Below are 22,407 nucleotides of genomic sequence, written 5' to 3'. Positions count from 1 at the left end.
TTTTATGCGGCTGTGGCGGAATTGGCAGACGCGCTACTTTGAGGGGGTAGTGATCTTTCGATCGTGTGAGTTCAAGTCTCACCAGCCGCACCAAAAAATAAGGTGCAAAAAAAGTTAATAAGCGGTTGTGGCGGAATTGGCAGACGCGCTATCTTCAGGCGGTAGTGGATTTTATCCGTGAGAGTTCAAGTCTCTCCAACCGCACCAAGCGTTTATCTCATCTTTGGATGAGCTTTTTTTATTATGTAGAGAAATCACAAAAAACCGCATCGGTAGATACATATTAAAAAATCATATATAATGAAGTGAAGACAATATTGCGGGGGTACATATGGATAAAAAATTAGTTATTATAGACGGCAGCAGTTTATTTTACAGAGCTTTTTATGCATTGCCGTTACTGTCCCACAACGGAATATATACAAATGCGGTATATGGATTTTTGCGTATGCTTGCAGGGCTTTATCGTAATTTGGACCCTGAATATATAGCTGTAGCATTCGACAAAGACAGATATACATTCAGAAATGAAATTTATAAAGACTATAAAGCCACAAGAAAATCTGCACCGGCCGAACTTGTACCTCAATTTAAATTGATAAAAGATTTGTTGCGTGTAATGGGAGTTGCCGTATATGAAATGGCCGGATACGAAGGCGACGACATACTCGGCACCTTGGCATTCAAGTATAAAGACGAACTTCCTGTTTTGATAGTTACGGGAGATAGAGATTCGTTGCAGTTATCAAGTGAAAAGGTAACGGTATTTCTCACGCAAAAAGGTATAAGCAACATGGCGGAAATGACCCCTTCCGCAGTAGTTCAAAAGTACGGAATAAAACCTTCTCAGATAATAGACATGAAAGCATTGATGGGAGATACATCCGACAATATACCCGGAGTAAAAGGAGTAGGCGAAAAAACTGCAATAAAACTTTTACAAAAATACGAAAATCTCGATAATATATACAAAAATATTGAAGAAATAAAAGGTGCACAAAAGACGAAACTTTTAAGCGGTAAAGAAGATGCATATTTGTCACGAAATTTAGCTAAGATACGTATTGATATACCTATAAATGCAACTCTTGAAGAAATGAAACAACCGATACATTACGATGAAATGAAAGAATTGTTCGATAAATTGGGACTTCATTCGATAGCTGAAGAATTAAGCGGATTGCCGAGATTTAAGATGCTTGCCGAAGCGAAGAAAAAAGAAATGGAAGAAATGAAACCGCTTTTAAATTGGGATGAAAATATTTCATTTGAAGATGAAATTATTTCATTTGTACCGGAAATTCAAGGTAAAACTCCTTTTTTCAAAATAAATGAAGTAATAGCAGGAACAAAAAACGGCAATTACAAAGTAGAACGTAAAGATTTTTCAGAATTTAAAAAGCAACTTTTGAAAGCAAAGGCAATAATAGCAGAAAACAGTAAAGAAATATTCGAATCGGATTTTCCATATGAAAATTTGAAATTTTATGATGTAACTCTTATTGCGTACTTACTTGATCCCACGCATGTTACTTATAATCGCTCATATGTAGGAGAATTATTTAAAGTACCGTCAATATATATTGACGAAAACGCAAGTTTTGAACAAAACGGAAATATGATTGCAGATTTTCTTTTGGCTTTATACACATCATCCTATGAACTTTTGGTAAAAAACGATATAGAAAAATTATTCAAAGAAGTAGAACAACCGTTAATCGAAGTATTGGCAGAAATGGAAAAAAACGGTATTTCCATAGACGAAGAAAATTGGGAAAAAGTTCGGAAAAACATGAAAGAAAAAGAAGAAAAACTTCTTTTGGAAATTTATAGAGAAGCCGGAGAAGAATTCAATGTAAATTCTCCAAAACAATTAAGCCACATATTATTCGATAAAATGGGAATGCCGACAGGGAAGAAAACCAAAACCGGATACTCTACGGCGGCAGATGTTTTGGAAAGTCTTGCAATAGATTATCCTTTTGTAAAGAACATACTTGAATACAGAACATTGGCAAAACTTATTTCCACATATCTTGATGCAATACCGTTACTTGTGCGAAAAGAAACAAAGCGAGTACATACATCATTCAATCAAATGGTAACCGCCACGGGAAGATTGAGCAGTTCGGATCCGAATTTGCAAAACATACCCGTAAGGACGGAAGAAGGAAAAGTAATTCGTTCTTTGTTTGTACCGGGTGAAGGATATGATTTCTTTATATCTTCGGATTACTCACAAGTGGAACTGCGTGTATTGACACATATGTCGGGAGATGAAGGACTTATACGTGCATTTGAAAATAAAGAAGACATACACAGAAGAACGGCATCTGAAGTATTCGGAGTTCCCTTTGAAGAAGTAACGAGTGAACAACGTTCACATGCAAAAGCCGTAAACTTCGGTATCATTTACGGAATAAGCGATTTCGGACTTTCAAAACAACTCGGAATAAGCAGGAAAAAAGCTGATGAATATATAAAAACATACTTGAAAAGATACCCCGGTATACACGAATTTATGAAAAAAATGACGGAAGAAGCAAGAAAAACCGGAAAAGTGAAAACACTGTTCGGAAGATATCGTGATTTGCCGGATATAAACAGTAAAAATTTTCAACGCAAATCATTTGCCGAGCGTACTGCTATGAACACTCCGATACAAGGAAGTGCAGCGGACATCATGAAAATTGCCATGATTCAAGTATACGGAAAAATGAAAAAGGGCAAGTACAAGAGTCGTATTTTATTACAAGTACATGACGAACTTGTTGTAGAAGCGGTAAAAGAAGAAGTTGAAGAAATAAGTAAATTGCTTAAAGAAACAATGGAATCCGTTGTTTCATTAAAAGTGAAACTTGTTGCAGATGTGCATGTAGGTAAAAATTGGGCGGAAACCAAGTAATGAATATGTATTTAATAGGACTTACCGGAGGTATGGGATCAGGTAAAAGTACGGTAGCGGATTGTCTGCGTTCAAACGGAATACCTGTCATAGATGCCGATGTGATTGCACATAAAATTATGAATGAAGAAAGTACACTTGATAAAATATATGAAATTTTCGGTAAAAATGTTTTCGATAAAGACGGAAGCTTGAATAAAGTGAAATTTTCATCGGTGTTGTTTACAAATACCGTAAAAAGAAAGAAACTTAATGAATTTGTACATCCGAAAGTTTGGGACGAAATGATGAACGAAACGGAAAAATATGTAACGGAAGGAAGTAAAGTTATATTTTTAGACGTACCGTTGCTGATAGAAAGCGGATGGCATACACGTGTAAATGAAACGTGGCTTGTAAAAGCCGATTATAATGAACGGATTGAAAGATTAAGTTTGCGTACAAATCTTTCAACGGAAGAAATAAAAAAACGTATAGAAATTCAAATGCCCGAATCGGAAAAAGAAGAATATGCCGATAAAATAATAAATAATGGCGGCACATTTGAAGAAACCGAAAAACAAGTAATTGAAGAACTTCAAAAAATAATTGAAAAAACGGAAAAGAGGTAAATATGAAAAGACATAAAAGGTCTAATGTACGACAAAATCATATTAAGTTCGGTGTTAGACTTTTTACGGTGCTTTTATTTATAGGTATTATTTTATTTTCAATATTTTTACACAACTATTTAAGTCGACCTGCACCCGAAATACGTATGATAATAACTGAATATGCACATAAATACAGAGTGCAAAGACACTTGGTCGAAGCTGTAATGCATGCGGAAAGTAAATTCGATCAAAAAGCGGTATCACATGTAGGTGCTGTAGGAATGATGCAATTGATGCCGAAAACCGCCGAATGGATAGCACAAGAAGGCGAATTGCAATATACGGATTTGAAAGAACCTCGACAAAATATAATGCTCGGAACGTGGTATATAGATTATTTGCTTAAAAAATATCACAATAACGAAGTTCTGGCACTTGCTGCATACAATGCCGGAAGAGGTAATGTAGATGAATGGATAACCGAATACGGTTGGAAAGATGATTTCACAAATATAAAAGAAATACCGTTTCCGGAAACAAGAGAATTTGTAAAATTGGTAGTGGAAACAAGAGACAGATTGGATGAAGAAGAAAATACAGAAGAGCAAGAGGAAGTAGAGAATGAGCGACATAAATAAAATAAAAGAAGAACGTGAAAATCGAAGGAATCTGTTTTTAAATTGGAAAATAGAAGAAGATTTGCCTCAAACCGTTCATGAATACAGTTTAAAAAGGGTAGATGTTCAAGATGATCGCAAATACTATGCATTCTCTTACGTAAATGAAAAAAACGGTTGGGAAGTAAAAGCATTGTTCGATGAAGAAACAATGGATTTTATGATAAAAGCCGATTTCAGATTATTTGTAATAACTCAAATTGAAATGATAACAGGTGATTTTGAAAAATTTAAAAATATTGTAAAAACGATGCTACCTGAATTCATATACAAAGAAATGATAGATAGAAGTAAGGTATCTGTACTTGTAAAAAGCACCGGATTTACGAAATGGGATTATTCAAAAGCCATGCCGGAAACAATACATAATTACAAAAGAGTCATAGAGCCGTCCATGCCGGTTTTGGGGCTTAACGGTTCATATATCGTAGCTGCATATGAATGCAGGCAAAATAACAGCGGTATTTTATTTTTTTATAATATGTACAGAAATCAATATTATGGAGAAATGCGTGCCGGAGGAATTCCTAAAATAATACACAAATATGATGCAACGACACTTAAAGAATTCGAGCAAAAAATAATCAAGAATTTAAAAGAAGATTTACACAATCTTTATTTAAATCCTGTATCGGAAGAGTAGGAAAAATGTTTAAATCGTTTTACAATTTATACAAGAAACACTTAAAAGAAATAATAAGATTTGTAGTTGTCGGCGGATTTTGTTTCGTGTTGGAATTCGCAATGCTTTACGGATTTACCGAATATTTGCACATACAGTACTTAATTTCTTCGGCAGCGGCTTTTATTATTGCACTTATAGTGAATTATTTTTTATGCGTGTATGTTGTTTTCAATACTGAAAATCAGTCAAACACAAAACGTACGTGGTTTGTAATTACATCTGTTGCAGGTTTGGGTATAAATCAAATCGTAATGTACATTATGGTTGAAAAAATCGCAATTTGGTATATGTTTGCAAAAGTTTTTGCAGCTGCTGTTGTGATGATTTGGAATTACATAACGAAAAAAATAATATTAAGATAATAAAAAAGGCAAGAGTTTTAATCTCTTGCCTTTAATTTATACACCGATTTCTTTTATAAAATCCTGTAAACCTTCTCTGAAAAGAGTTGCACCTCCGTTTGCAGGATGTCTTACGCCGGTAACTTTGTAGCCGGCATTTTTTAATGTAGTTTCGCTTTTTTTACCGACTGCACAGATTTTTATATTTCCACCTACCAACTCAAGAAGTTTTTCGGTATAAATCAATCCGGCATCCAATTCTTTTTGAGTGGGAGTGCGATTGGTAAGCATTTTGCCCGGTTTATGCGGATGGAAAGGGAAAATATTCCATAGTATAAAATCGTCAGGTGCCAATCCGCTTTCCAAAGCTGCTTTCCAAACAATTGTATCCGTAGGTTCGTTAAATCCTTTTTCACGCTGAATATCGGCAGGAAGAAACGGACTTTCTTTTCTGCTTGTTCTGCGTCCGGGAGAACCGATTATCATTTTACTGTTTACAACAGGATGTAAATCAAGCATCATACGCTCAGAAGTCAAAGGTATTCCGGTAAAACGACAACCTTGATAACCGCAAGCTTCCGCAACTATCAACAAGCGGGGAGAATCCATGCGATGTACAAGGTAACGTTCAAGCTGAGCTTTTCTTATAGAACGTGAATGAGCAATATCGTAATCGGGATCGAAATCGGTCCATGGATTGAAAACATTTTTTTCTTTATATTTCTTCAGAGATTCGGTAAAAACTCTGATTTTATGCATTATGTGAGGATAATTCATCAATAGTCACCAACTTGTAAATTGTTCCGTCATCAAATTTTTTTACCGGAACAAAATGATTATAAAATTTCCAATTTTTAAAAGCATCTGCATTCTTATTATAAACGAAAACAAACGCCGATTCATTTAATTTTTCATTTTCGAATTCATTATCACTTATTGTCGGCATAATAAATTTAAAATCCCAAAGCGAATTTCTTGATTCAACATTAGTTGCAAGTGCAGTTGACGGTTTTATTCTGGTAGCCAAATCGCTTGTGTAATAAACGTAAGATGTGCTATATGTGTCGAAGAAATAGTGTTTGCCCGGTAAATTTTTAAATTCGTCAGCAAAGAAAACGGGAGCACGAGTATTCATGTAAACGGGAAGACCTTGTAAAATCATGCTTATATACATAAGTAAAGTGAAAGTTGAAACATATATATATCCTTGTCGCAAATTTTTTTTGAAAAATAATCCTACAAAAACAATTGATAGGATAATTATAAAATACATGAAAGTCCAATTTACTTCATGCACACGAGTCGTCAAATATCCCATTGCAACGGTTAAAATGAAAAACGGTATTGAAAGACATATATATGCCTTTGTACTTCCTTTTTTTATGCTTTTTATAGCTTTTGCGGCTAAAACAATTCCCGGTATAACTGCGATATATGTGTATGTAATATACTTGGTAGCCATTAAAGTGTAAAAGAAAAATGTACCTAAAAGCCAAGTCATTAAGAATAAATACAAATCCGTTTTTTCTTTCCATTCTTTAATCGCCTGATAAACTGTAAGACCGAACCACGGAAGCAGAGATAACGGAAGCACAATCAAGTAATAATACCAATGATTGTCGGAAGGATGCTCCGAAGAGGTTGCACGAAGTACATTATGAATACCCAAGAAACCGTTTATGAAATCTTGTCCGTGAATCAAGTACATACCGCCATACCAAGGTAGAACTACAATTAAGAATAAAATTATACCTTGCCACGGAAAGCATCTTTTTAAATAGACGGATGAACGCATAAGTCCGCACCATATTAAAAGGAAAAGACCGGGAAGTACCAATCCTACGGGGCCTTTTGTAAGACATGCAAATCCTGCGGCACCGTAAGCTATAAGCATATGTTTGATATTATTGTTTTTTATACCTATATATGCGGAAAACAATGTAGGAATAGTAAACATAAGCAAAACGGCATCTGTAATAATTCCATGAGAAATAAGCCAAAATTCAAAAGACGTCAAGAGCATTATTCCGGAATAAAATGCAATTTGCTTATCTTTTAAAATGTGAGAAACATAATAATATAAAAGAGGAACGGAAATTGCACCGAAAATTATCGAAGGCAATCTCGAAGCGAAATTTGTAAATCCGAAAATGCTGTATGAAACGGACAAAAGCCAGTAAATCATTATGGGTTTATCAAACCAAAAAACGCCATAAATCTGAGGCGACATCCAATTACCCGATAAAACCATTTCTTTTGCCGTAAGTGCATAATTCGATTCAACCGGATCGGTTACGGGAAGGAGAGAACTTCCGATTGAAAGCAAAATGAAAGAAACAATAAAAAGTACGGCAATAAGATGTATATTTTTGCAGCTTTTTATTTTTGCATCAAATTTTGTAATAAATGATTCTTGCATAATAATAAATACTCCTTGAAAAAACAATCATACAAAAAACGACGCATTATAGCGCCGTTACAATTATTAAACATTATCTTTGCGCTGCCTGATAATAAAATATAATACCAATGCAATTATAAGTACACCGATTGAAAAAAGTGCAAGTTCAAGTTTGTAATTAAGTAACTCATGCCAATTTTCACCGAGTAAGTCGCCTATATATATAAGCATAAGTGTCCACGGTATAGTACCTATTATCGTATAAATTACAAATTGTACCAAAGGATAATGCGAAATACCTGCCGGCAAAGATATGAATGTGCGTATTCCGGGAAGCAATCTTCCGGTAAATACCGCAAGCCCTCCATACTTCTTGAACCATGCATCCGCCATTTGAAGTTTTTTATTTGTAAATGAATTTTTCTCAGCTATTTTCAATAAAAAAAGCCGACCGCTTGTTGCACCGATCCAATAAGACAATAATGATCCGACAACACCTGCAATTGTGGCAACTATTACTGTCGGCCAAAATGAAAAAATTTGTTGTGAAACAAGAAATCCGGCAAAGCCGAGAATAATTTCACTCGGAATCGGGACATTCATATTTTCCAAAGCCATAGTTACAAACAGTGCCGAATATCCCCATTCGGAGAGAAAAGAAATTATAAGCTCCATGAAAAACCTTTCTTATTTATATATTTATATTTTAATATAGCATGATATGCAATCATGGTCAATTTAAGATAAATGTAAATATAGGTTTATAAAAACGAAGCAAATAACGGTGCTGTAAGAATATACATACAATTAAAATTAGAAAAGAAATAAAAATACAAAAAGTTGAATAAATTCTATTGACAGTATTAAATTACGGTGTTATTATAACTTTCAACACGTAGTAAAAATCAATACTACAATTTAATAACAGGAGGATGATTATATGTTTGGTAAGAAATTTAAAACAATACTTGCTATAGGTGCTATGGCAGCAGCTCTGATTTCTGCAGGATGCGGATCGGACAGTACAACAAAGAACGGGATTCCTCCGGTTATCCGAGTAGGTTCGGAAACGACTTTCCCACCGTTTGAATTCGTAGACGGTGATAAATACGTCGGATTTGATTTGGATTTGGCGGAAGCTGTTATAAAGCAAATGGGAAGTAAGATGGAATTCAAGAGTATGGGTTTTGATGCATTGATACCGGCAGTACAAAGCGGACAAATCGACATGATTGCCGCAGGTATGGATGCTACACCGGAACGTTCAAAACAAGTTGCATTCTCAGACCCGTATTTCAGTGAAAACGGATATGTAATTGTTACAAGAAAAGACAATGACACAATTCATGATTGGAAAGATCTTGAAGGTAAGAATGTAGGTGCTCAAGTAGGAACACAGTCTGTAGAACTTGCACAGGAAGCAAAAGCTGCAAATGTAAAACAACTTGACTCAAACTCACAGGCATTTATGGAATTGCAGGCATCTACACTTGATGCGGTAGTTCTCGATCGTCCGGTAACAATGTACTATTTGAATCAGGGTGCCGACAAGGACCTTCAAATAGTAGGAACACCGAAGCCCGGTCCGGCAATGTCGCTTGCAGTAAATAAAGACAATAAAGAATTGCAAGATGCCGTAAACAAAGCTTTGAAAGAAATCAAAGAAAACGGAACCTATGACAAGATTTACAAAAAATGGTTCGGTGAACAACAGAAACAGTAATAGAAAAACACTTCACATTACATCTGAATGTGAAGTGTTTTTTAAGTTTATAAAATAAATTTTTTATAACAAAAAACATATATCGAAAAAAGTAGATAATATCGGACATTCCGGCTTTTTGTCGATGTTTTTACAAATAAAAACAATTAAAAAAACATTATTTTTTGTTTACTTATCAAAATAAATAAGCTACAATGAAAACGTAAATAAAGATACAAAAATTAACTGATATAAATTTTGAGGTGAACTAAATGAGTGAGTTGCTTCGTGTTGAAAATCTTCACGTTTCAGTAGGAGAAAAAGAACTTTTGCACGGTATAAATTTGACAATCAATACCGGAGAAGTTCATGTAATTATGGGAGTGAACGGTGCAGGTAAATCTACGCTGCTTCATTCAGTTATGGGTAATCCGGCTTATGAAATTACAAAAGGTAAAATTTACTTTTGCGGAGAAGACATTACAGAATTATCCGTAGATAAAAGAGCGAAATTGGGAATATTTCTTTCTTTCCAGGCACCTATTTCAATTGCCGGTATTACTATGGAAAATTTCATTCGTACCGCAAAGACGATAGTAAGCGGAAAGAAACAGAAATTATTTCCTTTCAAGAGAATGCTTAAAGGATACTTGGAAGATTTGGAAATGGATACATCTTACGGAGAACGTTATTTAAATGACGGATTTTCAGGCGGTGAACGTAAAAAAAGTGAAATACTTCAAATGCGTGCAATGAATCCGAAACTTGCAATGCTTGATGAAACGGACTCCGGATTGGACGTAGATGCGGTGCGTGTAGTTTCACGCAACATTTCAGAATATCATAGCGAAGAAAACGCTATTGTTATGGTTACACATCTCAATCAGATTTTAAGATTTATCAAGCCTGATTTTGTACATGTACTGATTGACGGACACATAGTTAAAAACGGTGGACCGGAATTGGTAGATGAAATTGAAAACAACGGTTTTGACGCATATCGTAAAGAGGTGTAGTATGGCCGGAGAAAGAAAAAGAACTTATGTCGATGATGTAAATCGAAGTATATATGACATAAAAGATAAAGTTGAATTTTCTTACAAATCCGATTCGGGACTTACGGAAGATATTATTAGAGAAATTTCTTCAAAGAAAAATGAACCTGAATGGATGCTTCAAAAAAGACTTGAAGCTTTAAAAATTTACGATGAATTGGACATACCTCCGTGGATGCCGGATATATCCGAGTTGGATATGGACCACATATATACATATATACGTCCGAAAACCGACATGAAAGCACGTTGGGAAGATTTGCCGCAAAATATACGTGACACTTTCGATCGCTTGGGAATTCCCGAAGCCGAGAAGAAAAATCTTGCCGGAGTAGGTGCACAATACGATTCCGAAGTTGTTTACCACAATGTACAAAAAGAATTGGAACAACAAGGCGTAGTTTATGTGGATTTTGAAACGGGAGTAAATAAATATCCTGAAATAGTAAAAAAGTATTTCGGAAAATTAATAACACCCCGATACCATAAATTTGCAGCATTGCACTATGCAGTATGGTCAGGCGGATCGTTTGTGTACGTACCTGAAGGCGTTCACGTAAAAATGCCGCTGCAAAGTTATTTCCGTTTGAATGCTCCCGGAGCGGGACAATTTGAACATACGTTGATAATTATTGAAAAAGGTGCATCCTGTCATTTCATTGAAGGTTGCTCCGCACCTCGTTACAATGTGGCGAACTTGCATGCAGGTGCAGTAGAACTGTTTGTAAAAAAAGGAGCCACACTCCGTTATTCGACAATTGAAAACTGGTCAAAAAATATGTACAACTTGAATACAAAAAAAGCCATTGTCGAAGAAGACGGAAGTATGATTTGGGTAAGTGGATCCTTCGGATCTCACGTATCATGTCTGTATCCCGATACAATTTTGCAAGGTGATCGTTCGAAATGTGAATTTACCGGTATTTCATTTGCAGGTAAAGGACAATTTTTGGATACCGGATGTAAAGTTGAAAGCTTCGGAAAAGATACAAGCTTGAACATTAACTCCAAATCCATATCAAAAGGCGGCGGAACTTGTCTTTACAGAGGTGTAGTACATATAGGTCCGCGTGCAAAAGGCACAAAAGGTACAATAAGTTGTGAATCATTGATGCTTGATTCCTTGTCACGTTCAGATACAATTCCGGATATTATTATAGAAAATGACGACATAGATTTAGGCCATGAAGCAAAAATAGGAAGAATATCCGATGGAGATATCTACTACCTTATGAGCAGAGGAATATCGGAAGAAGAAGCAAAAGCCATGCTTGTAAGAGGATTTGCCGAACCTATATCAAAAGCATTGCCCTTGGAATATGCGGTAGAAATGAACAGACTGATAGACTTGGAATTTGAAGGATCGATAGGTTAAGGAGGCGGAAATGAGAGAAATAAGAGTAAACAGACTGCCGACTTTGACATACAGATATTTGAAAACAAATGATACACCTTTTATGTTTAAAACACCGGAAAACATAGCAAATGCGGTATTTTCAGAAAATAAATATTTGAAAAAAGAATTTAATTTCCCTGAAACATATAAAGGTGCATGTGAAGAAACCATAAAAACAGCGTTGGAAGGGCATACATATACAATAAAAATTCCTGAAAACGTAAAAACGAAATTAACTATAGAAATAAATACAAGTGAAGAACTAAAAGACTTTTCCGGAGCATTTCATGTAATATTGGAAGAATCATCGGAACTTGAACTTGTATGGAAATATAAAGGCGAAAAAAATATTGCAACAATTCTTACGGCAGTACAATATGATGTAGGCAAAAACGCTGAACTGAAAGTGTCACGTATACAAGACGGATTTGAAGACGCCTCAATATATGACGAAAGAAATATAATTATGGCGGAAAACGCTCATGCGGAATTTGTTGCTGCGGAATTCGGCGGTAAAGAAGTAATAGTACATAGCTATGCACAACTATTAGGAAATAACTCATCATTGTTCGAATCTGCAGTTTACATGGCAAGCGGAAATCAAAAAGTTGATTTCTTCTACCATATAGACTGTATAGGCAAAAATACCGACGGTAACATAGACGTAAAAGGTGCATTATCGGATTACTCGAAAAAAGTATTCAGAGGAATTTTAAACTTTATAAACGGATGCAGCGGATCCGTTGGGGATGAAAGCGATATAGCGATACAATTGGATCCTACCGCAAGAAACGTTTCATTGCCGTTACTTCTGTGTACGGAAGACGATGTACAAGGAAATCACGCATCAAGTGCGGGCCAACTTGACAACAACGTTTTGTACTTTTTGATGACAAGAGGATTTACTAAAACGGAAGCAAGACATATAATAGTAGAATCGTTGATATGTCCGTTAATTGATAAAATGGACGAAAGTATACGTGACGAAGTAATGAATATAGTGAAAATACAATTGGAATCGCGGGAGGAAAACTGTGAACAATAGCATGATAAAAAAAGATTTCCCGATTTTGGATACCGAAGTAAACGGTCATAAAGTAGTGTATTTCGATAATGCCGCTACAACTCAAAGACCTTTGCAAGTTTTGGAAAAAGTAAATGAATATTGCTTACACCATAACGGAAATCCGCATAGAGGTGCACATGTATTTGCAATAAGTGCATCCGAAATCTATGACACATCCAAAGAAAAGGTGAAAGATTTTATTCATGCAAAAAGCGCCGAAGAAATAATATACACAAGAAACACAACGGAAAGTTTGAACCTGGTAGCACGTTCTTACGGAGAAAAATTTCTGAAAAAAGGCGATCGTATACTTATAGCAATATCCGAACATCATTCCAATCTGGTGACATGGCAACGAGTTTGTGAAAAAACCGGAGCAATACTGGAATATATATATGTAGACAAAGAAACCGGACACTTCATAGAAAGTGATTTGGAAAAATTAGACGACACTCGTGTAAAAATATTTGCATTTGCACAAGTAAGTAATGTACTCGGAATAAAAATAAATGCAAAAAAACTTATACAAAGAGCACATAAAAACGGTGCCGTAGTCATACTTGACGGAGCACAAAGTACACCGCATATGAAAGTGGACGTACAAGACTTGGACTGCGATTTCTTTGCATTCTCCGGACACAAGCTATGCTCATTGGGCGGAATAGGGGTTCTCTACGGTAAAAAAGAACTCCTCGAAAAAATGGAACCGTTCATGCTCGGCGGAGACATGATAGAAAGAGTTGAAGAACAAAAAACCTATTATGCACCGCTGCCGGCAAAATTTGAAGCCGGAACACAATATGTAGAAGGTGCTGTAAGTCTTACAGCAGCGATTGATTACATACAAAATATAGGATATGAAGAAATAAGAAAACGTGAAGAACAACTTGTAAAACGTACACTGGAAGGTATGAAAAACATACCGTTTATACATATAATAGGAAGTAAAGACTACAAAGAAAAAGAAGGATTGGTAGCATTTACCGTAGAAGGCGTCCACCCTCATGATGTAGCTCAAATACTTTCCGAATACGGCATATGTATAAGAACCGGCCATCACTGTGCCGAACCTTTGCACAGATACTTGGGAATAAATGCAAGCTGTCGAGCAAGTTTTTACTTCTACAATACGGAAGACGAAGTAGATTATTTTATAGAAAAATTAAAAAAAGTGCGTACGGTAATGGGGTATAAAGACTGATGAATTTGCAACAATTATACACGGACTTGATACTTGAATATAATCAAGACAATTCGAACAAAAGAAATATAGATAAACCTACAATAAAAGAACACGGACATAATCCCAGTTGCGGAGATGATATAACCATCGAAATAAAACTCGAAGGAAATAAAATAGCAGACTTGGCATACACCGGCAGCGGATGTGCAATAAGTCAAGCATCAACCGCAATGATGATTGAAATAATGCAAGGAAGAGACAAAGACGAAGCCATGCATCTTGTAGAACTGTTTCTTGATATGATCAGAGGAAAAGAACTTAGCGAAAAACAAAAAGAAGAATTGGAAGCCGCAATAAGTCTTAAAGACATATCCAAAATGCCTGCACGAGTAAAATGTGCAGTACTTGGATGGCACACAATTGAAAAAGCATTTGAAAAACATTGACAAAAACCGTTTATTCAGTAAAATGAATAAACGGTTTTTCTTGCTACATATATGAAATTGTTGATATACTTAATACACAATTACTTCAAACAGGTGAAATATGGCGAATAAAGAAAATTTAATCATATACTACTCATACAGCGGAAATACAAGGTATGTAGCGGAAATATTACAAAACACCATAGGCGGAACAATGGCATCGATACGATTGGAAGATAAATATCCCGAAGACAAAGAAGCCATGTTTATAAGAACGCAAAAAGAAATAAATGAAAACTATTTACCTCATCTGAAAACATTTCCGGTAAACATATATGAATACAAAAAAATATTTATAGGTACCCCCGTATGGTGGTACTCGGCATCACCGCCAATAAAAAGATTTTTAAAACAATTCGACTTCTCAAATAAATTGATATTTCCTTTCATAACAAATGAAAAAAGCACAGGACATGCAATGAACGATATTATATCGGCAATCAGAGACGGAACAATAAAAACTGGACTCACAGTAAGATTTTCCGGAAACAGACTACTCACGCCGAAAATGTACATAAAAACATGGGCAAAAAGAGCAATGGAAACAGAAATGTAAAAATCAAGGAAAATTTATATTTACTTTTAGTATAAAAGCAAATATAAATTGTAAAATTGTAAATACTTAAAAACAAATAAAAATAAAAAACTCGCAGTACGATAATGTAATGCGAGTTTTTGAATTTCTTTGTATATAATTATTTGCTGTACAATTCAACGATGTATGTTTCATTAACTTCGTCTTTGTACGGAAGTTCTTCACGGAGCGGGATACGTGTCAAAGTTACTGACCAGTTATCGAAGCTCTTTTCGATGTATGGAAGATCGAAAGTCTTAAGTTCGTTGAAAGACTGTTTGAACATTTCGTTGGATCTGTAGTTTTCACGAAGTGAAACTACCTGACCGGGCTGTACGGAGTAAGACGGAATGTCTACTTTCTTTCCGTTTACGCTGATTAATCCGTGGTTGACCATCTGACGTGCCTGACGAATTGAACGTGCAAAACCTGCACGGTATACGATGTTGTCAAGTCTACGTTCGAGTAAAGCCAGCAGATTTTCGCCGACGACGCCGGACATTCTTCTTGCTTTATCATAATAGCGATAGAACTGTCTTTCTAAAAGATTGTAAATCGCTTTAACCTTCTGTTTTTCTGCTAACTGCATGCCGTATTCTGATTGTTTCTTCTGATGAGCATCTGCAGTCTGCCGTTTTAACGCTTTCGGATGACCGTAAATGTTGAGGCCAAATCGTCTGCTTGTCTTAAAACGGGGATTTCTGTTTGTTGCCATTGTGTAAATCACCTCTTCTTAAAATTTACTGTTCAAAACTAAAACAGCTTTATAATTATAACTTTTATATCTGTAAAAGTCAAATAAACTACATGAAAACAGATTGTTTTTTTATTGTATTCGTGTTTAATTGCGTTCTTATGATAATATATTATAATGAAATAGAATAAATTCTATTTATTTGATTGATTTACGGAACGATACGTATGGATGCAGAAGAAAGAAATAAGTATGTTGTAAATATTCCGGTCTTTGAAGGACCGTTGGATTTATTACTTCATTTAGTAAATAAAAACAGAATAGATATTCAGGATATTCCCGTTCATGAAATAACGGATCAATACTTGGAGTATTTAAAAGCGGCGGAACAATTCAATTTGGAGTTGGGAAGTAGTTTTTTTCAAATGGCAACCACTCTTTTGTATATAAAATCTCGTATGCTTTTACCTAAACAAAGACAAGCGGATGATGAGGATGTTGAAGACCCTCGTTTGGAGTTGGTACGTTCTTTGGAAGAGTTCAAAAAAATGCGGGAAGTGAAATTTCAAATTGAAAGTTTAATTGCAAAGCAGGCTCCTTTTCGAATGAAAGAACCTGAGGAAATTCAGTCCGGAGTGTATAACGGTAAAATTTCCGTAAAAAGATTGTCTCAGATTTTTTTCGCTCTTTATGATGACAGCCGATTTAAAGAAGAAAGGGTTCTTTCATCTGAAGAGGTTTCATTGGATGAAAAAATGTATGATTTGGAGCGTTTACTGAAAAAAGAAAAAGTGATAGATGTAATGGCGTATTTTAAAATGCAGAAAAGCAGAATTCATTTGGCGGTATCATTACTTGCATTGCTTGAGTTTATTCGCTTGGGACGTGTAGTGTTGGGTCATAGTGTACATGGTATGACTGTCGAGAGGAAATGAAATGAGAGATTTATCCAAGTTTGCAGCTTCTATAGAAGCTTTTCTTTTTGTAAAGGGTGAACCTGTAAAGCTCAAGGAGTTGTCGGAAGTATTTAAGGAAGATACTTTAAGCATTCAAAAAGGTTTGGATTTTCTAAAAGAAAAATATCAGAGAGAAGATTCGGGTATTACATTATATGAGTCCGGTGCCGGTTGGCGTTTGGCCACAAAGAGTGAATATAATGATTGGCTTACGGAAGTTCTCGGTAAGGAACAGACTCTATCTTCTGCAGCTTTGGAGACGCTTGCAGTTGTAGCTTGCAAGGAACCTGTTACACGTGCAGATATAGAAAAAGTAAGGGGTGTTTCCGTCGGTAGAGTTTTATCTACATTGATTGAAAAAGGATTGATAGAAGAGCGCGGAAGGTTAAATACACTCGGAAGTCCGATTTTGTATGGAACTACACGCAGATTTTTGGCTTGTACGGGACTTTCCGATTTGAGTGAACTTAGGAGTCGTTGGTCAAGTAAACCTGAAGAAGGAGAATTATTTTGAAAGAAAGATTACAAAAAATAATAAGTCATGCAGGAGTTTGTTCGAGAAGAAAAGCGGAAGAACTCATAAAAGAAGGTAGAGTAAAAGTAAACGGACATACGGTAACGAAATTGGGAACTGAAGCCGATTCCGTGCGTGATTGTATAGAAGTGAACGGAAAGGTTATAAAAAAAGAACGTCTTAAATATTTCCTTTTCAATAAGCCGGATAAAGTTATTACGTCAATGACGGATCCGGCAGGACGAAGAACTGTTGCAGATTATTTCAGTCAGATAAAAGAACGTGTTTTTCCTGTCGGCAGATTGGATTATCATTCGGAAGGATTGCTTTTGATGACAAATGACGGTGATTTGGATTATATACTTACACATCCGTCACATGAAGTTTATAAAATTTATGAAGTGGTTGTTCGCGGCAAATTTTCCGAAAGACTTGCCGAAAAAATGTCCGAAGGTGTGAAAATAGATTCAGGAATTACCGCACCTTGTGATATAGAAATCATTTCGTATGATAAAGAGAAAAATAAAACTTTTTTGAAAATGGTTTTGCATGAAGGTAAAAATCGTGAAATAAGGAAAATGATGGAAGCTTTCCATTTTCCGGTATTCAAATTGGAGCGTGTAGGATATAGTTTTCTTACACTTAAAGGTGTAAGTCGCGGTACATTTCGTTCATTAAGTCCCGAGGAGGTCAGACGTTTATATGAACTCCACAAATAAAAAAGTTGCAGTAATAGGTGCGGGAGTTGCCGGAATGCTCGCATCTCTCATTTGTGCAGAGCAAGGTGCAAATGTATTATTATTTGAAAAAATGGACAGAATAGGGCTGAAGATGGGCATTACGGGTAAAGGTCGTTGCAATATTACCAATATTCGTCCTATTATGGAATTTATAGAAAAAACTCCGGGAAACGGCAAGTTTTTGTATAGTGCTTACAGGAAATTTTCAAATGTAAATTTATTGGATATGCTTCATGAATGGGGACTTAAAACGGTTACCGAGCGTGGAGGTCGTGTATTTCCTGAAACTCAGAGTGCGCAAACCGTAAGGCATTTCTTTATGAGAAAACTGGATGAAATGCACGTGAATTTATATTTAAAAGAACCGGCAGTTCGTATATTTGTAAAAGACGGAGCGGTTTCAAAGGTATTTACAGAAAAAGGTGTGTATGATGTAGATGCCGTAATTGTCTGTACAGGCGGTAAATCATATCCTCGTACGGGGTCCACCGGAGACGGTTATCGTATGGCGGAGGAGTTGGGACATAAAATAGTCACAATTCGTCCGGCGTTGATTCCTTTGGTATGCAAAGAGTCGTATTGTAAAGCTATGCAGGGTTTATCGTTGCGTAATGTCAATTTGGTAATTAAGGGTAAAAAGAAAAAGTCGGAAGCGTTCGGAGAAATGATTTTTACACATTTCGGAATATCGGGACCGATAGTTTTATCTTTGAGCGACATGGTATCCGCATTATTGTTGAATGAAGATTGCTTGAAAGCGTACATAGATTTGAAACCGGCACTTTCTCAAGAAGTTTTGGACAAACGCATATTAAGAGAGTTTGAAAAGTTTCATCTCAAACAAATATCTACGGTAATGAAAGAATTGTTACCGCATAAAATGATAGATATAGTTTTGGAACTTTCCGGAATAGATAAAGATTTACCGGTTTCGGAAGTAAAAAAAGCACAAAGAATTTCTTTAGTTAAGACGATGAAAGCTTTTCCGCTTACCATTACAGGTACACGTCCCATAGAAGAAGCTATAGTTACCGCAGGCGGAGTTTCCGTAAAAGAAGTAAATTCATCTACTATGGAATCCAAGAAAGTCAAAAATTTATATTTTGCAGGTGAGGTACTTGATATTCATGCTTTTACGGGAGGATTCAATATACAAGCTGCATTTTCAACCGGATATACGGCAGCGATAAATGCATCGGAGGATAAAAATGCGTAAAAAAATCATAGCACTTGACGGACCTGCAGGTGCAGGAAAGAGCAGTGTATCCAAAATGGTTGCAAAACGTTTGAATTGTACATACTTGGATACAGGAGCAATGTATCGTGCAATTACATATGAAGCACTCAAAAGAAATATTTCAGAAGAAAAAGAAATAGTTCAAATGGTGGAAAATTTGAATATGGATATATGTGCAAAAGAAGATACCATGCACGTATTTATTGACGGTGAGGATATTACACAATATTTAAGAACTTCTGAAGTTTCATCGAATGTCTCTCGTGTATCTGCATTTCAAGGTGTAAGAAATGCAATGGTCAAATTGCAAAGAAAAGTTGCCGAAAAAGGAAATGCAGTTTTAGACGGTCGTGATATAGGTACCGTTGTTTTACCGGACGCAGATTTGAAAATATTTCTTACCGCATCCGTTCATACAAGGGCATTGAGAAGGTACAAAGAACTTAAAGATACCGATATGACTTTAGAACGTATAGAAGAAGAAATAAAAAGAAGAGATAATTTGGATATGACAAGAAAAATATCCCCGTTACGCAAAGCCGATGATGCGATATTGTTGGACAACAGCGATTTAACATTGGAAGAAACGGCAGATAAAATAATTTCATATTGGAAAAAAGTTTCCGAATAAAGAGGTATTGTATGAACTTGAAAAAAACAAGTTGGAATGCATTTGCAGCTACAGTAAGGTTTTTACTTAAAATAATATTCGTGCATATTTATCGTATAGATGTACAAGGTCAGGAGAATATTCCCGAAAAAGGCAGTATAATTGTTGCACCTAATCATAAAAGCTACTTCGATCCGCCGCTTGTAAGTATTGCATTTAAAAAGAGATTGGTTCATTACATGGCGAAAGCGGAGTTATTTAAAAATCCCTTTTTTGCAAAAATTTTGAGAATATGTGGAGCATTTCCCGTAAAACGCGGAAGAGTAGACCAAGGTGCTATAAGAACGGCTGTAAAATTATTGAAGGACGGGCATATTTTAGGAATTTTTCCTGAAGGTACACGAATAAGAAAAGAAGAATTGGGAAAATTTCATTCCGGTATGGCGTCAATAGCGATGCTGACAGGTACATCAATACTTCCGATTGCTGTTGTAGGAAGTATGACGATGCCTAAACGTGGAAAAAATTTGGCAATTCTTGTAGGAAAACCTGTTCAAGTAAATAAAGAAAAACCTGATTCGGAAAAAATTAAAATTTTAAATGAAAAAGTGAAATCTGAAATCGAAAAATTAATAAAAGATTACAATAGTAAACAATAATTTTATAATTATTTTATAAAAGGTTAATATAATGGAAATTTACAAAGCAAAGGTTATGGGATTCTGTTATGGCGTAAGACGTGCTATGAATATTGCGGAGAAGGCTGCCGAAACGCACGATAATGCCGTCACTTTCGGGCCTTTGATTCATAATCCGCAAGTTGTGTCACGTTTGGAAGCGCGTGGAGTCCCCGTTGTTAATGATTTAAATAAATTAAATAATGAAACTGTAATAATTCGTTCGCATGGAGTAGGTCCTTCGTGTTATAATACTCTTAAGTGCAAGCATCTGGGTCTTGTAGATGCAACATGTCCTTTTGTCAGACGTAATCAGGAAATAACAAAAAAACTTGTTGCAGACGGGAAGCAGGTCGTACTCATAGGTGAGAAAAAGCATCCGGAAATGAAAAGTGTTTCGGAATGGGCTGTCGGGAAATCGTTTATTGTAGAAACAATGGAAGATGTCGACAAGTTGCCGCATTTTGAAGAAGCACATGTAGTCATTCAAACAACATTTTCGGTAGCTTTGGCCGATGAGCTTATTGAGGCTATTTCAAGAAAATCAGATAATATATCCGTACATAAAACCATATGTGCGGCTACTTCGGAAAGGCAACAAGCGGCGCGTGAGTTGGCAAAGCAGATGGATGTGATGATTGTAGTAGGCGGTAAAAACAGTGCCAATACCGGACGATTGGCTGAGGTTTGCCGTAATGAAGGTGCAATAACCTATCATATCGAAACTGCGAAAGAGCTACGAAAAGAGTGGTTTAAGAGCCATTACAAAGTCGGAATCACCGCCGGTGCATCGACACCGGACTGGATCATAGAGGAGGTATTTTTTATTATGGAAGACATGAATGAAATGCTGGCGATGGAGGATATCAATTTAGATGTCCACAAAGGAAGCGTTGTGGAAGGTACTGTTGTTGACCTTTCCGACGACAAAGCTTACATTTCCTTTGGGTATAAGACTGAGGCGGTTCTTCCGGCTCACGAATATTCTTACCCGGCACCGGCATCATTGAAGGATGTATTGAAAGTGGGTGATACAATTCGTGTTCAGGTAGTTAGTGGAGTAAAAGAAGACAGCACTATTTTTGTATCCAAGATTAAGGTAGATCGCTTGGCGGACTGGGATGTTATCGAAGACGCTTACAATAAAGGCGAACCGGTTGAATGTGAAGGTATTGAAGCAATAAAAGTAGGTTTGCTTGTACAGCTGAAATCCCTTCGCGGTTTCATTCCGCTCTCTCAAGGTGATTTACGTTTCGTACATTCTTTGCAGAGTTTGGTAGGAAAGAAATTTGAAGCAAAGATTTTGGAAATTGATCGCGTAAAGAATCGTCTTGTACTTTCACGTAAAGCAGTACTGGAAGGACAAAGAAATAGTGAAATGGATGAATTGGAAGTCGCTTTCAATAACGGAGATGTTCTCAAAGGTACTGTAAAGAAGATTATGCCTTACGGTGCATTTGTAGGAATTAACGGTGTTGAAGGTCTCTTGCACATTTCCGACATATCTTGGAAGAAAATAGCTAAAGTTGAAGATGTACTTTCTCCTGAACAAGTTATCGATGTCAAGATTAAATCATTTGACAAAGAAAAACAGAGAATTTCCTTCACTCATAAAGAATGCCTTCCTAATCCGTGGGAAACAGCAATCCATGACCATGATGTAGACGATGTAGTAGAAGCTAAAGTCGTAAAAATTTTGGATTTCGGCGTAATCGTAGAAATGAATGACGGTTTGACCGGCTTGTTACATATAAATGAAATGACTGAAGATCATAATAAGAAACCGGCAGATGTTTGTAAAATCGGTGACGTACTTACAGTACGTATTATCAGCATTGATGAAGAACGTAAGAGAATAAGTTTTTCTTTGGTTGAACCACAAAGCGAACAAGTTTCGGAATAATAAAAAACATTTT

At 36.0% G+C, this 22,407-nt stretch carries 23 protein-coding genes and 2 tRNA genes; 21 read left to right on the top strand and 4 right to left on the bottom strand.

The window, feature by feature from the left end:
* The first annotated feature begins 6 nt into the window (after positions 1–6).
* The 7 genes from P6922_RS01395 (at position 7) to P6922_RS01365 (ending at position 5,222) form a co-directional block, all read left to right on the top strand.
* Positions 7–93 (top strand) — tRNA-Leu (locus P6922_RS01395).
* A 28-nt stretch (positions 94–121) separates the two neighbouring features.
* Positions 122–207: transfer RNA gene (locus P6922_RS01390), tRNA-Leu, on the top strand.
* A gap of 124 nt (positions 208–331) precedes the next feature.
* Entirely contained in the window at positions 332–2,905 is a 2,574-nt protein-coding gene (gene polA / locus P6922_RS01385; protein WP_276873665.1) for a DNA polymerase I, read from the top strand.
* Complete coding sequence (gene coaE / locus P6922_RS01380; RefSeq protein ID WP_276873663.1) at positions 2,905–3,516, top strand: dephospho-CoA kinase; 612 nt, start codon at positions 2,905–2,907, stop codon at positions 3,514–3,516. The genes polA and coaE overlap by 1 nt, the downstream gene beginning before the upstream one ends.
* A gap of 2 nt (positions 3,517–3,518) precedes the next feature.
* Positions 3,519–4,136 carry a lytic transglycosylase domain-containing protein gene (locus tag P6922_RS01375; protein ID WP_276873662.1) on the top strand — a complete coding sequence of 206 codons (618 nt, stop codon included), beginning with the start codon at positions 3,519–3,521 and terminating at the stop codon, positions 4,134–4,136.
* Positions 4,120–4,818, top strand: coding sequence for a hypothetical protein (locus P6922_RS01370; RefSeq protein ID WP_276873660.1), 699 nt, complete (start codon positions 4,120–4,122; stop codon positions 4,816–4,818). Before P6922_RS01375 ends, P6922_RS01370 begins: the two co-directional genes overlap by 17 nt.
* Positions 4,819–4,823: 5 nt before the next feature.
* Positions 4,824–5,222, top strand: a complete 399-nt coding sequence (locus P6922_RS01365) for a GtrA family protein (RefSeq protein ID WP_007554963.1) — start codon at positions 4,824–4,826, stop codon at positions 5,220–5,222.
* Between the two features lie 36 nt (positions 5,223–5,258).
* Here the strand turns inward: P6922_RS01365 and P6922_RS01360 are convergent, their stop codons facing one another.
* The 3 genes from P6922_RS01360 to P6922_RS01350 form a co-directional block, all read right to left on the bottom strand.
* Positions 5,259–5,978: a uracil-DNA glycosylase gene (locus tag P6922_RS01360; RefSeq protein ID WP_007554994.1), complete on the bottom strand. Its 720-nt coding sequence runs from the start codon at positions 5,976–5,978 to the stop codon at positions 5,259–5,261.
* Positions 5,953–7,620 carry an ArnT family glycosyltransferase gene (locus P6922_RS01355; RefSeq protein ID WP_276873658.1) on the bottom strand — a complete coding sequence of 556 codons (1,668 nt, stop codon included), beginning with the start codon at positions 7,618–7,620 and terminating at the stop codon, positions 5,953–5,955. Before P6922_RS01355 ends, P6922_RS01360 begins: the two co-directional genes overlap by 26 nt.
* Positions 7,621–7,686: 66 nt before the next feature.
* On the bottom strand, positions 7,687–8,277 hold the full coding sequence (locus tag P6922_RS01350) for a DedA family protein (RefSeq protein ID WP_007554996.1): 591 nt from the start codon (positions 8,275–8,277) through the stop codon (positions 7,687–7,689).
* 265 nt (positions 8,278–8,542) lie between these two features.
* On the opposite strand from P6922_RS01350, the gene P6922_RS01345 reads away from it, so the two are divergent.
* The 7 genes from P6922_RS01345 (at position 8,543) to P6922_RS01315 (ending at position 15,045) form a co-directional block, all read left to right on the top strand.
* The gene (locus P6922_RS01345; protein WP_276873656.1) at positions 8,543–9,325 is read left to right on the top strand and encodes a basic amino acid ABC transporter substrate-binding protein; all 783 of its coding nucleotides are present in this window, start codon (positions 8,543–8,545) and stop codon (positions 9,323–9,325) included.
* 251 nt (positions 9,326–9,576) lie between these two features.
* Entirely contained in the window at positions 9,577–10,320 is a 744-nt protein-coding gene (gene sufC / locus P6922_RS01340; RefSeq protein ID WP_007555689.1) for a Fe-S cluster assembly ATPase SufC, read from the top strand.
* A gap of 1 nt (position 10,321) precedes the next feature.
* Entirely contained in the window at positions 10,322–11,734 is a 1,413-nt protein-coding gene (sufB, locus tag P6922_RS01335) for a Fe-S cluster assembly protein SufB (protein ID WP_007555688.1), read from the top strand.
* Between the two features lie 10 nt (positions 11,735–11,744).
* Positions 11,745–12,800 carry a SufD family Fe-S cluster assembly protein gene (locus P6922_RS01330; RefSeq protein ID WP_276873655.1) on the top strand — a complete coding sequence of 352 codons (1,056 nt, stop codon included), beginning with the start codon at positions 11,745–11,747 and terminating at the stop codon, positions 12,798–12,800.
* Positions 12,790–14,022 (top strand): cysteine desulfurase, encoded by a 1,233-nt coding sequence (locus P6922_RS01325; protein ID WP_007555331.1) that lies wholly within the window; start codon positions 12,790–12,792, stop codon positions 14,020–14,022. Before P6922_RS01330 ends, P6922_RS01325 begins: the two co-directional genes overlap by 11 nt.
* Complete coding sequence (sufU, locus tag P6922_RS01320) at positions 14,022–14,450, top strand: Fe-S cluster assembly sulfur transfer protein SufU (RefSeq protein ID WP_007555329.1); 429 nt, start codon at positions 14,022–14,024, stop codon at positions 14,448–14,450. Before P6922_RS01325 ends, sufU begins: the two co-directional genes overlap by 1 nt.
* Positions 14,451–14,550: 100 nt before the next feature.
* Positions 14,551–15,045, top strand: a complete 495-nt coding sequence (locus tag P6922_RS01315) for a flavodoxin family protein (RefSeq protein WP_276873654.1) — start codon at positions 14,551–14,553, stop codon at positions 15,043–15,045.
* A 139-nt stretch (positions 15,046–15,184) separates the two neighbouring features.
* On the opposite strand, the gene rpsD is transcribed toward P6922_RS01315, so the two are convergent.
* A complete protein-coding gene (gene rpsD / locus P6922_RS01310) occupies positions 15,185–15,778 on the bottom strand; it encodes a 30S ribosomal protein S4 (protein WP_007555248.1) in 594 nt (197 codons plus the stop codon).
* A 206-nt stretch (positions 15,779–15,984) separates the two neighbouring features.
* On the opposite strand from rpsD, the gene P6922_RS01305 reads away from it, so the two are divergent.
* Genes P6922_RS01305 through P6922_RS01275 form a run of 7 tightly spaced genes read left to right on the top strand, consistent with a single transcriptional unit; the run spans position 15,985 to position 22,394 of the window.
* Positions 15,985–16,692: a segregation and condensation protein A gene (locus tag P6922_RS01305; RefSeq protein WP_276873653.1), complete on the top strand. Its 708-nt coding sequence runs from the start codon at positions 15,985–15,987 to the stop codon at positions 16,690–16,692.
* Position 16,693: 1 nt separating this feature from the next.
* Positions 16,694–17,227, top strand: coding sequence for an SMC-Scp complex subunit ScpB (scpB, locus tag P6922_RS01300; protein WP_007555304.1), 534 nt, complete (start codon positions 16,694–16,696; stop codon positions 17,225–17,227).
* The gene (locus tag P6922_RS01295) at positions 17,224–17,946 is read left to right on the top strand and encodes a pseudouridine synthase (RefSeq protein ID WP_276873652.1); all 723 of its coding nucleotides are present in this window, start codon (positions 17,224–17,226) and stop codon (positions 17,944–17,946) included. Before scpB ends, P6922_RS01295 begins: the two co-directional genes overlap by 4 nt.
* Positions 17,930–19,183 carry a BaiN/RdsA family NAD(P)/FAD-dependent oxidoreductase gene (locus P6922_RS01290; protein ID WP_007555211.1) on the top strand — a complete coding sequence of 418 codons (1,254 nt, stop codon included), beginning with the start codon at positions 17,930–17,932 and terminating at the stop codon, positions 19,181–19,183. Before P6922_RS01295 ends, P6922_RS01290 begins: the two co-directional genes overlap by 17 nt.
* Positions 19,176–19,835: a (d)CMP kinase gene (gene cmk / locus P6922_RS01285; RefSeq protein ID WP_276873650.1), complete on the top strand. Its 660-nt coding sequence runs from the start codon at positions 19,176–19,178 to the stop codon at positions 19,833–19,835. The genes P6922_RS01290 and cmk overlap by 8 nt, the downstream gene beginning before the upstream one ends.
* An 11-nt stretch (positions 19,836–19,846) precedes the next feature.
* Positions 19,847–20,473, top strand: a complete 627-nt coding sequence (locus P6922_RS01280; protein WP_276873648.1) for a lysophospholipid acyltransferase family protein — start codon at positions 19,847–19,849, stop codon at positions 20,471–20,473.
* A 31-nt stretch (positions 20,474–20,504) separates the two neighbouring features.
* Complete coding sequence (locus P6922_RS01275; RefSeq protein ID WP_276873646.1) at positions 20,505–22,394, top strand: bifunctional 4-hydroxy-3-methylbut-2-enyl diphosphate reductase/30S ribosomal protein S1; 1,890 nt, start codon at positions 20,505–20,507, stop codon at positions 22,392–22,394.
* Positions 22,395–22,407 lie beyond the last annotated feature (13 nt).

The organism is Dialister micraerophilus (assembly GCF_947090205.1).
Classification (GTDB): Bacteria; Bacillota; Negativicutes; order Veillonellales; family Dialisteraceae; genus Dialister; species Dialister micraerophilus.
Note: the sequence above shows the minus strand (reverse complement) of the source record. Positions and strands in the feature narration are given on the sequence as shown.

Excerpts from the sequence above, each read along its gene's own strand:
- polA (WP_276873665.1), top strand. The coding sequence starts at position 332 with ATGGATAAAAAATTAGTTATTATAGACGGCAGCAGTTTATTTTACAGA.
- coaE (WP_276873663.1), top strand. The coding sequence starts at position 2,905 with ATGAATATGTATTTAATAGGACTTACCGGAGGTATGGGATCAGGTAAA.
- P6922_RS01375 (WP_276873662.1), top strand. The coding sequence starts at position 3,519 with ATGAAAAGACATAAAAGGTCTAATGTACGACAAAATCATATTAAGTTC.
- P6922_RS01370 (WP_276873660.1), top strand. The coding sequence starts at position 4,120 with ATGAGCGACATAAATAAAATAAAAGAAGAACGTGAAAATCGAAGGAAT.
- P6922_RS01365 (WP_007554963.1), top strand. The coding sequence starts at position 4,824 with ATGTTTAAATCGTTTTACAATTTATACAAGAAACACTTAAAAGAAATA.
- P6922_RS01360 (WP_007554994.1), bottom strand. The coding sequence starts at position 5,978 with ATGAATTATCCTCACATAATGCATAAAATCAGAGTTTTTACCGAATCT.
- P6922_RS01355 (WP_276873658.1), bottom strand. The coding sequence starts at position 7,620 with ATGCAAGAATCATTTATTACAAAATTTGATGCAAAAATAAAAAGCTGC.
- P6922_RS01350 (WP_007554996.1), bottom strand. The coding sequence starts at position 8,277 with ATGGAGCTTATAATTTCTTTTCTCTCCGAATGGGGATATTCGGCACTG.
- P6922_RS01345 (WP_276873656.1), top strand. The coding sequence starts at position 8,543 with ATGTTTGGTAAGAAATTTAAAACAATACTTGCTATAGGTGCTATGGCA.
- sufC (WP_007555689.1), top strand. The coding sequence starts at position 9,577 with ATGAGTGAGTTGCTTCGTGTTGAAAATCTTCACGTTTCAGTAGGAGAA.
- sufB (WP_007555688.1), top strand. The coding sequence starts at position 10,322 with ATGGCCGGAGAAAGAAAAAGAACTTATGTCGATGATGTAAATCGAAGT.
- P6922_RS01330 (WP_276873655.1), top strand. The coding sequence starts at position 11,745 with ATGAGAGAAATAAGAGTAAACAGACTGCCGACTTTGACATACAGATAT.
- sufU (WP_007555329.1), top strand. The coding sequence starts at position 14,022 with ATGAATTTGCAACAATTATACACGGACTTGATACTTGAATATAATCAA.
- P6922_RS01315 (WP_276873654.1), top strand. The coding sequence starts at position 14,551 with ATGGCGAATAAAGAAAATTTAATCATATACTACTCATACAGCGGAAAT.
- rpsD (WP_007555248.1), bottom strand. The coding sequence starts at position 15,778 with ATGGCAACAAACAGAAATCCCCGTTTTAAGACAAGCAGACGATTTGGC.
- P6922_RS01305 (WP_276873653.1), top strand. The coding sequence starts at position 15,985 with ATGGATGCAGAAGAAAGAAATAAGTATGTTGTAAATATTCCGGTCTTT.
- scpB (WP_007555304.1), top strand. The coding sequence starts at position 16,694 with ATGAGAGATTTATCCAAGTTTGCAGCTTCTATAGAAGCTTTTCTTTTT.
- P6922_RS01290 (WP_007555211.1), top strand. The coding sequence starts at position 17,930 with ATGAACTCCACAAATAAAAAAGTTGCAGTAATAGGTGCGGGAGTTGCC.
- cmk (WP_276873650.1), top strand. The coding sequence starts at position 19,176 with ATGCGTAAAAAAATCATAGCACTTGACGGACCTGCAGGTGCAGGAAAG.
- P6922_RS01280 (WP_276873648.1), top strand. The coding sequence starts at position 19,847 with ATGAACTTGAAAAAAACAAGTTGGAATGCATTTGCAGCTACAGTAAGG.
- P6922_RS01275 (WP_276873646.1), top strand. The coding sequence starts at position 20,505 with ATGGAAATTTACAAAGCAAAGGTTATGGGATTCTGTTATGGCGTAAGA.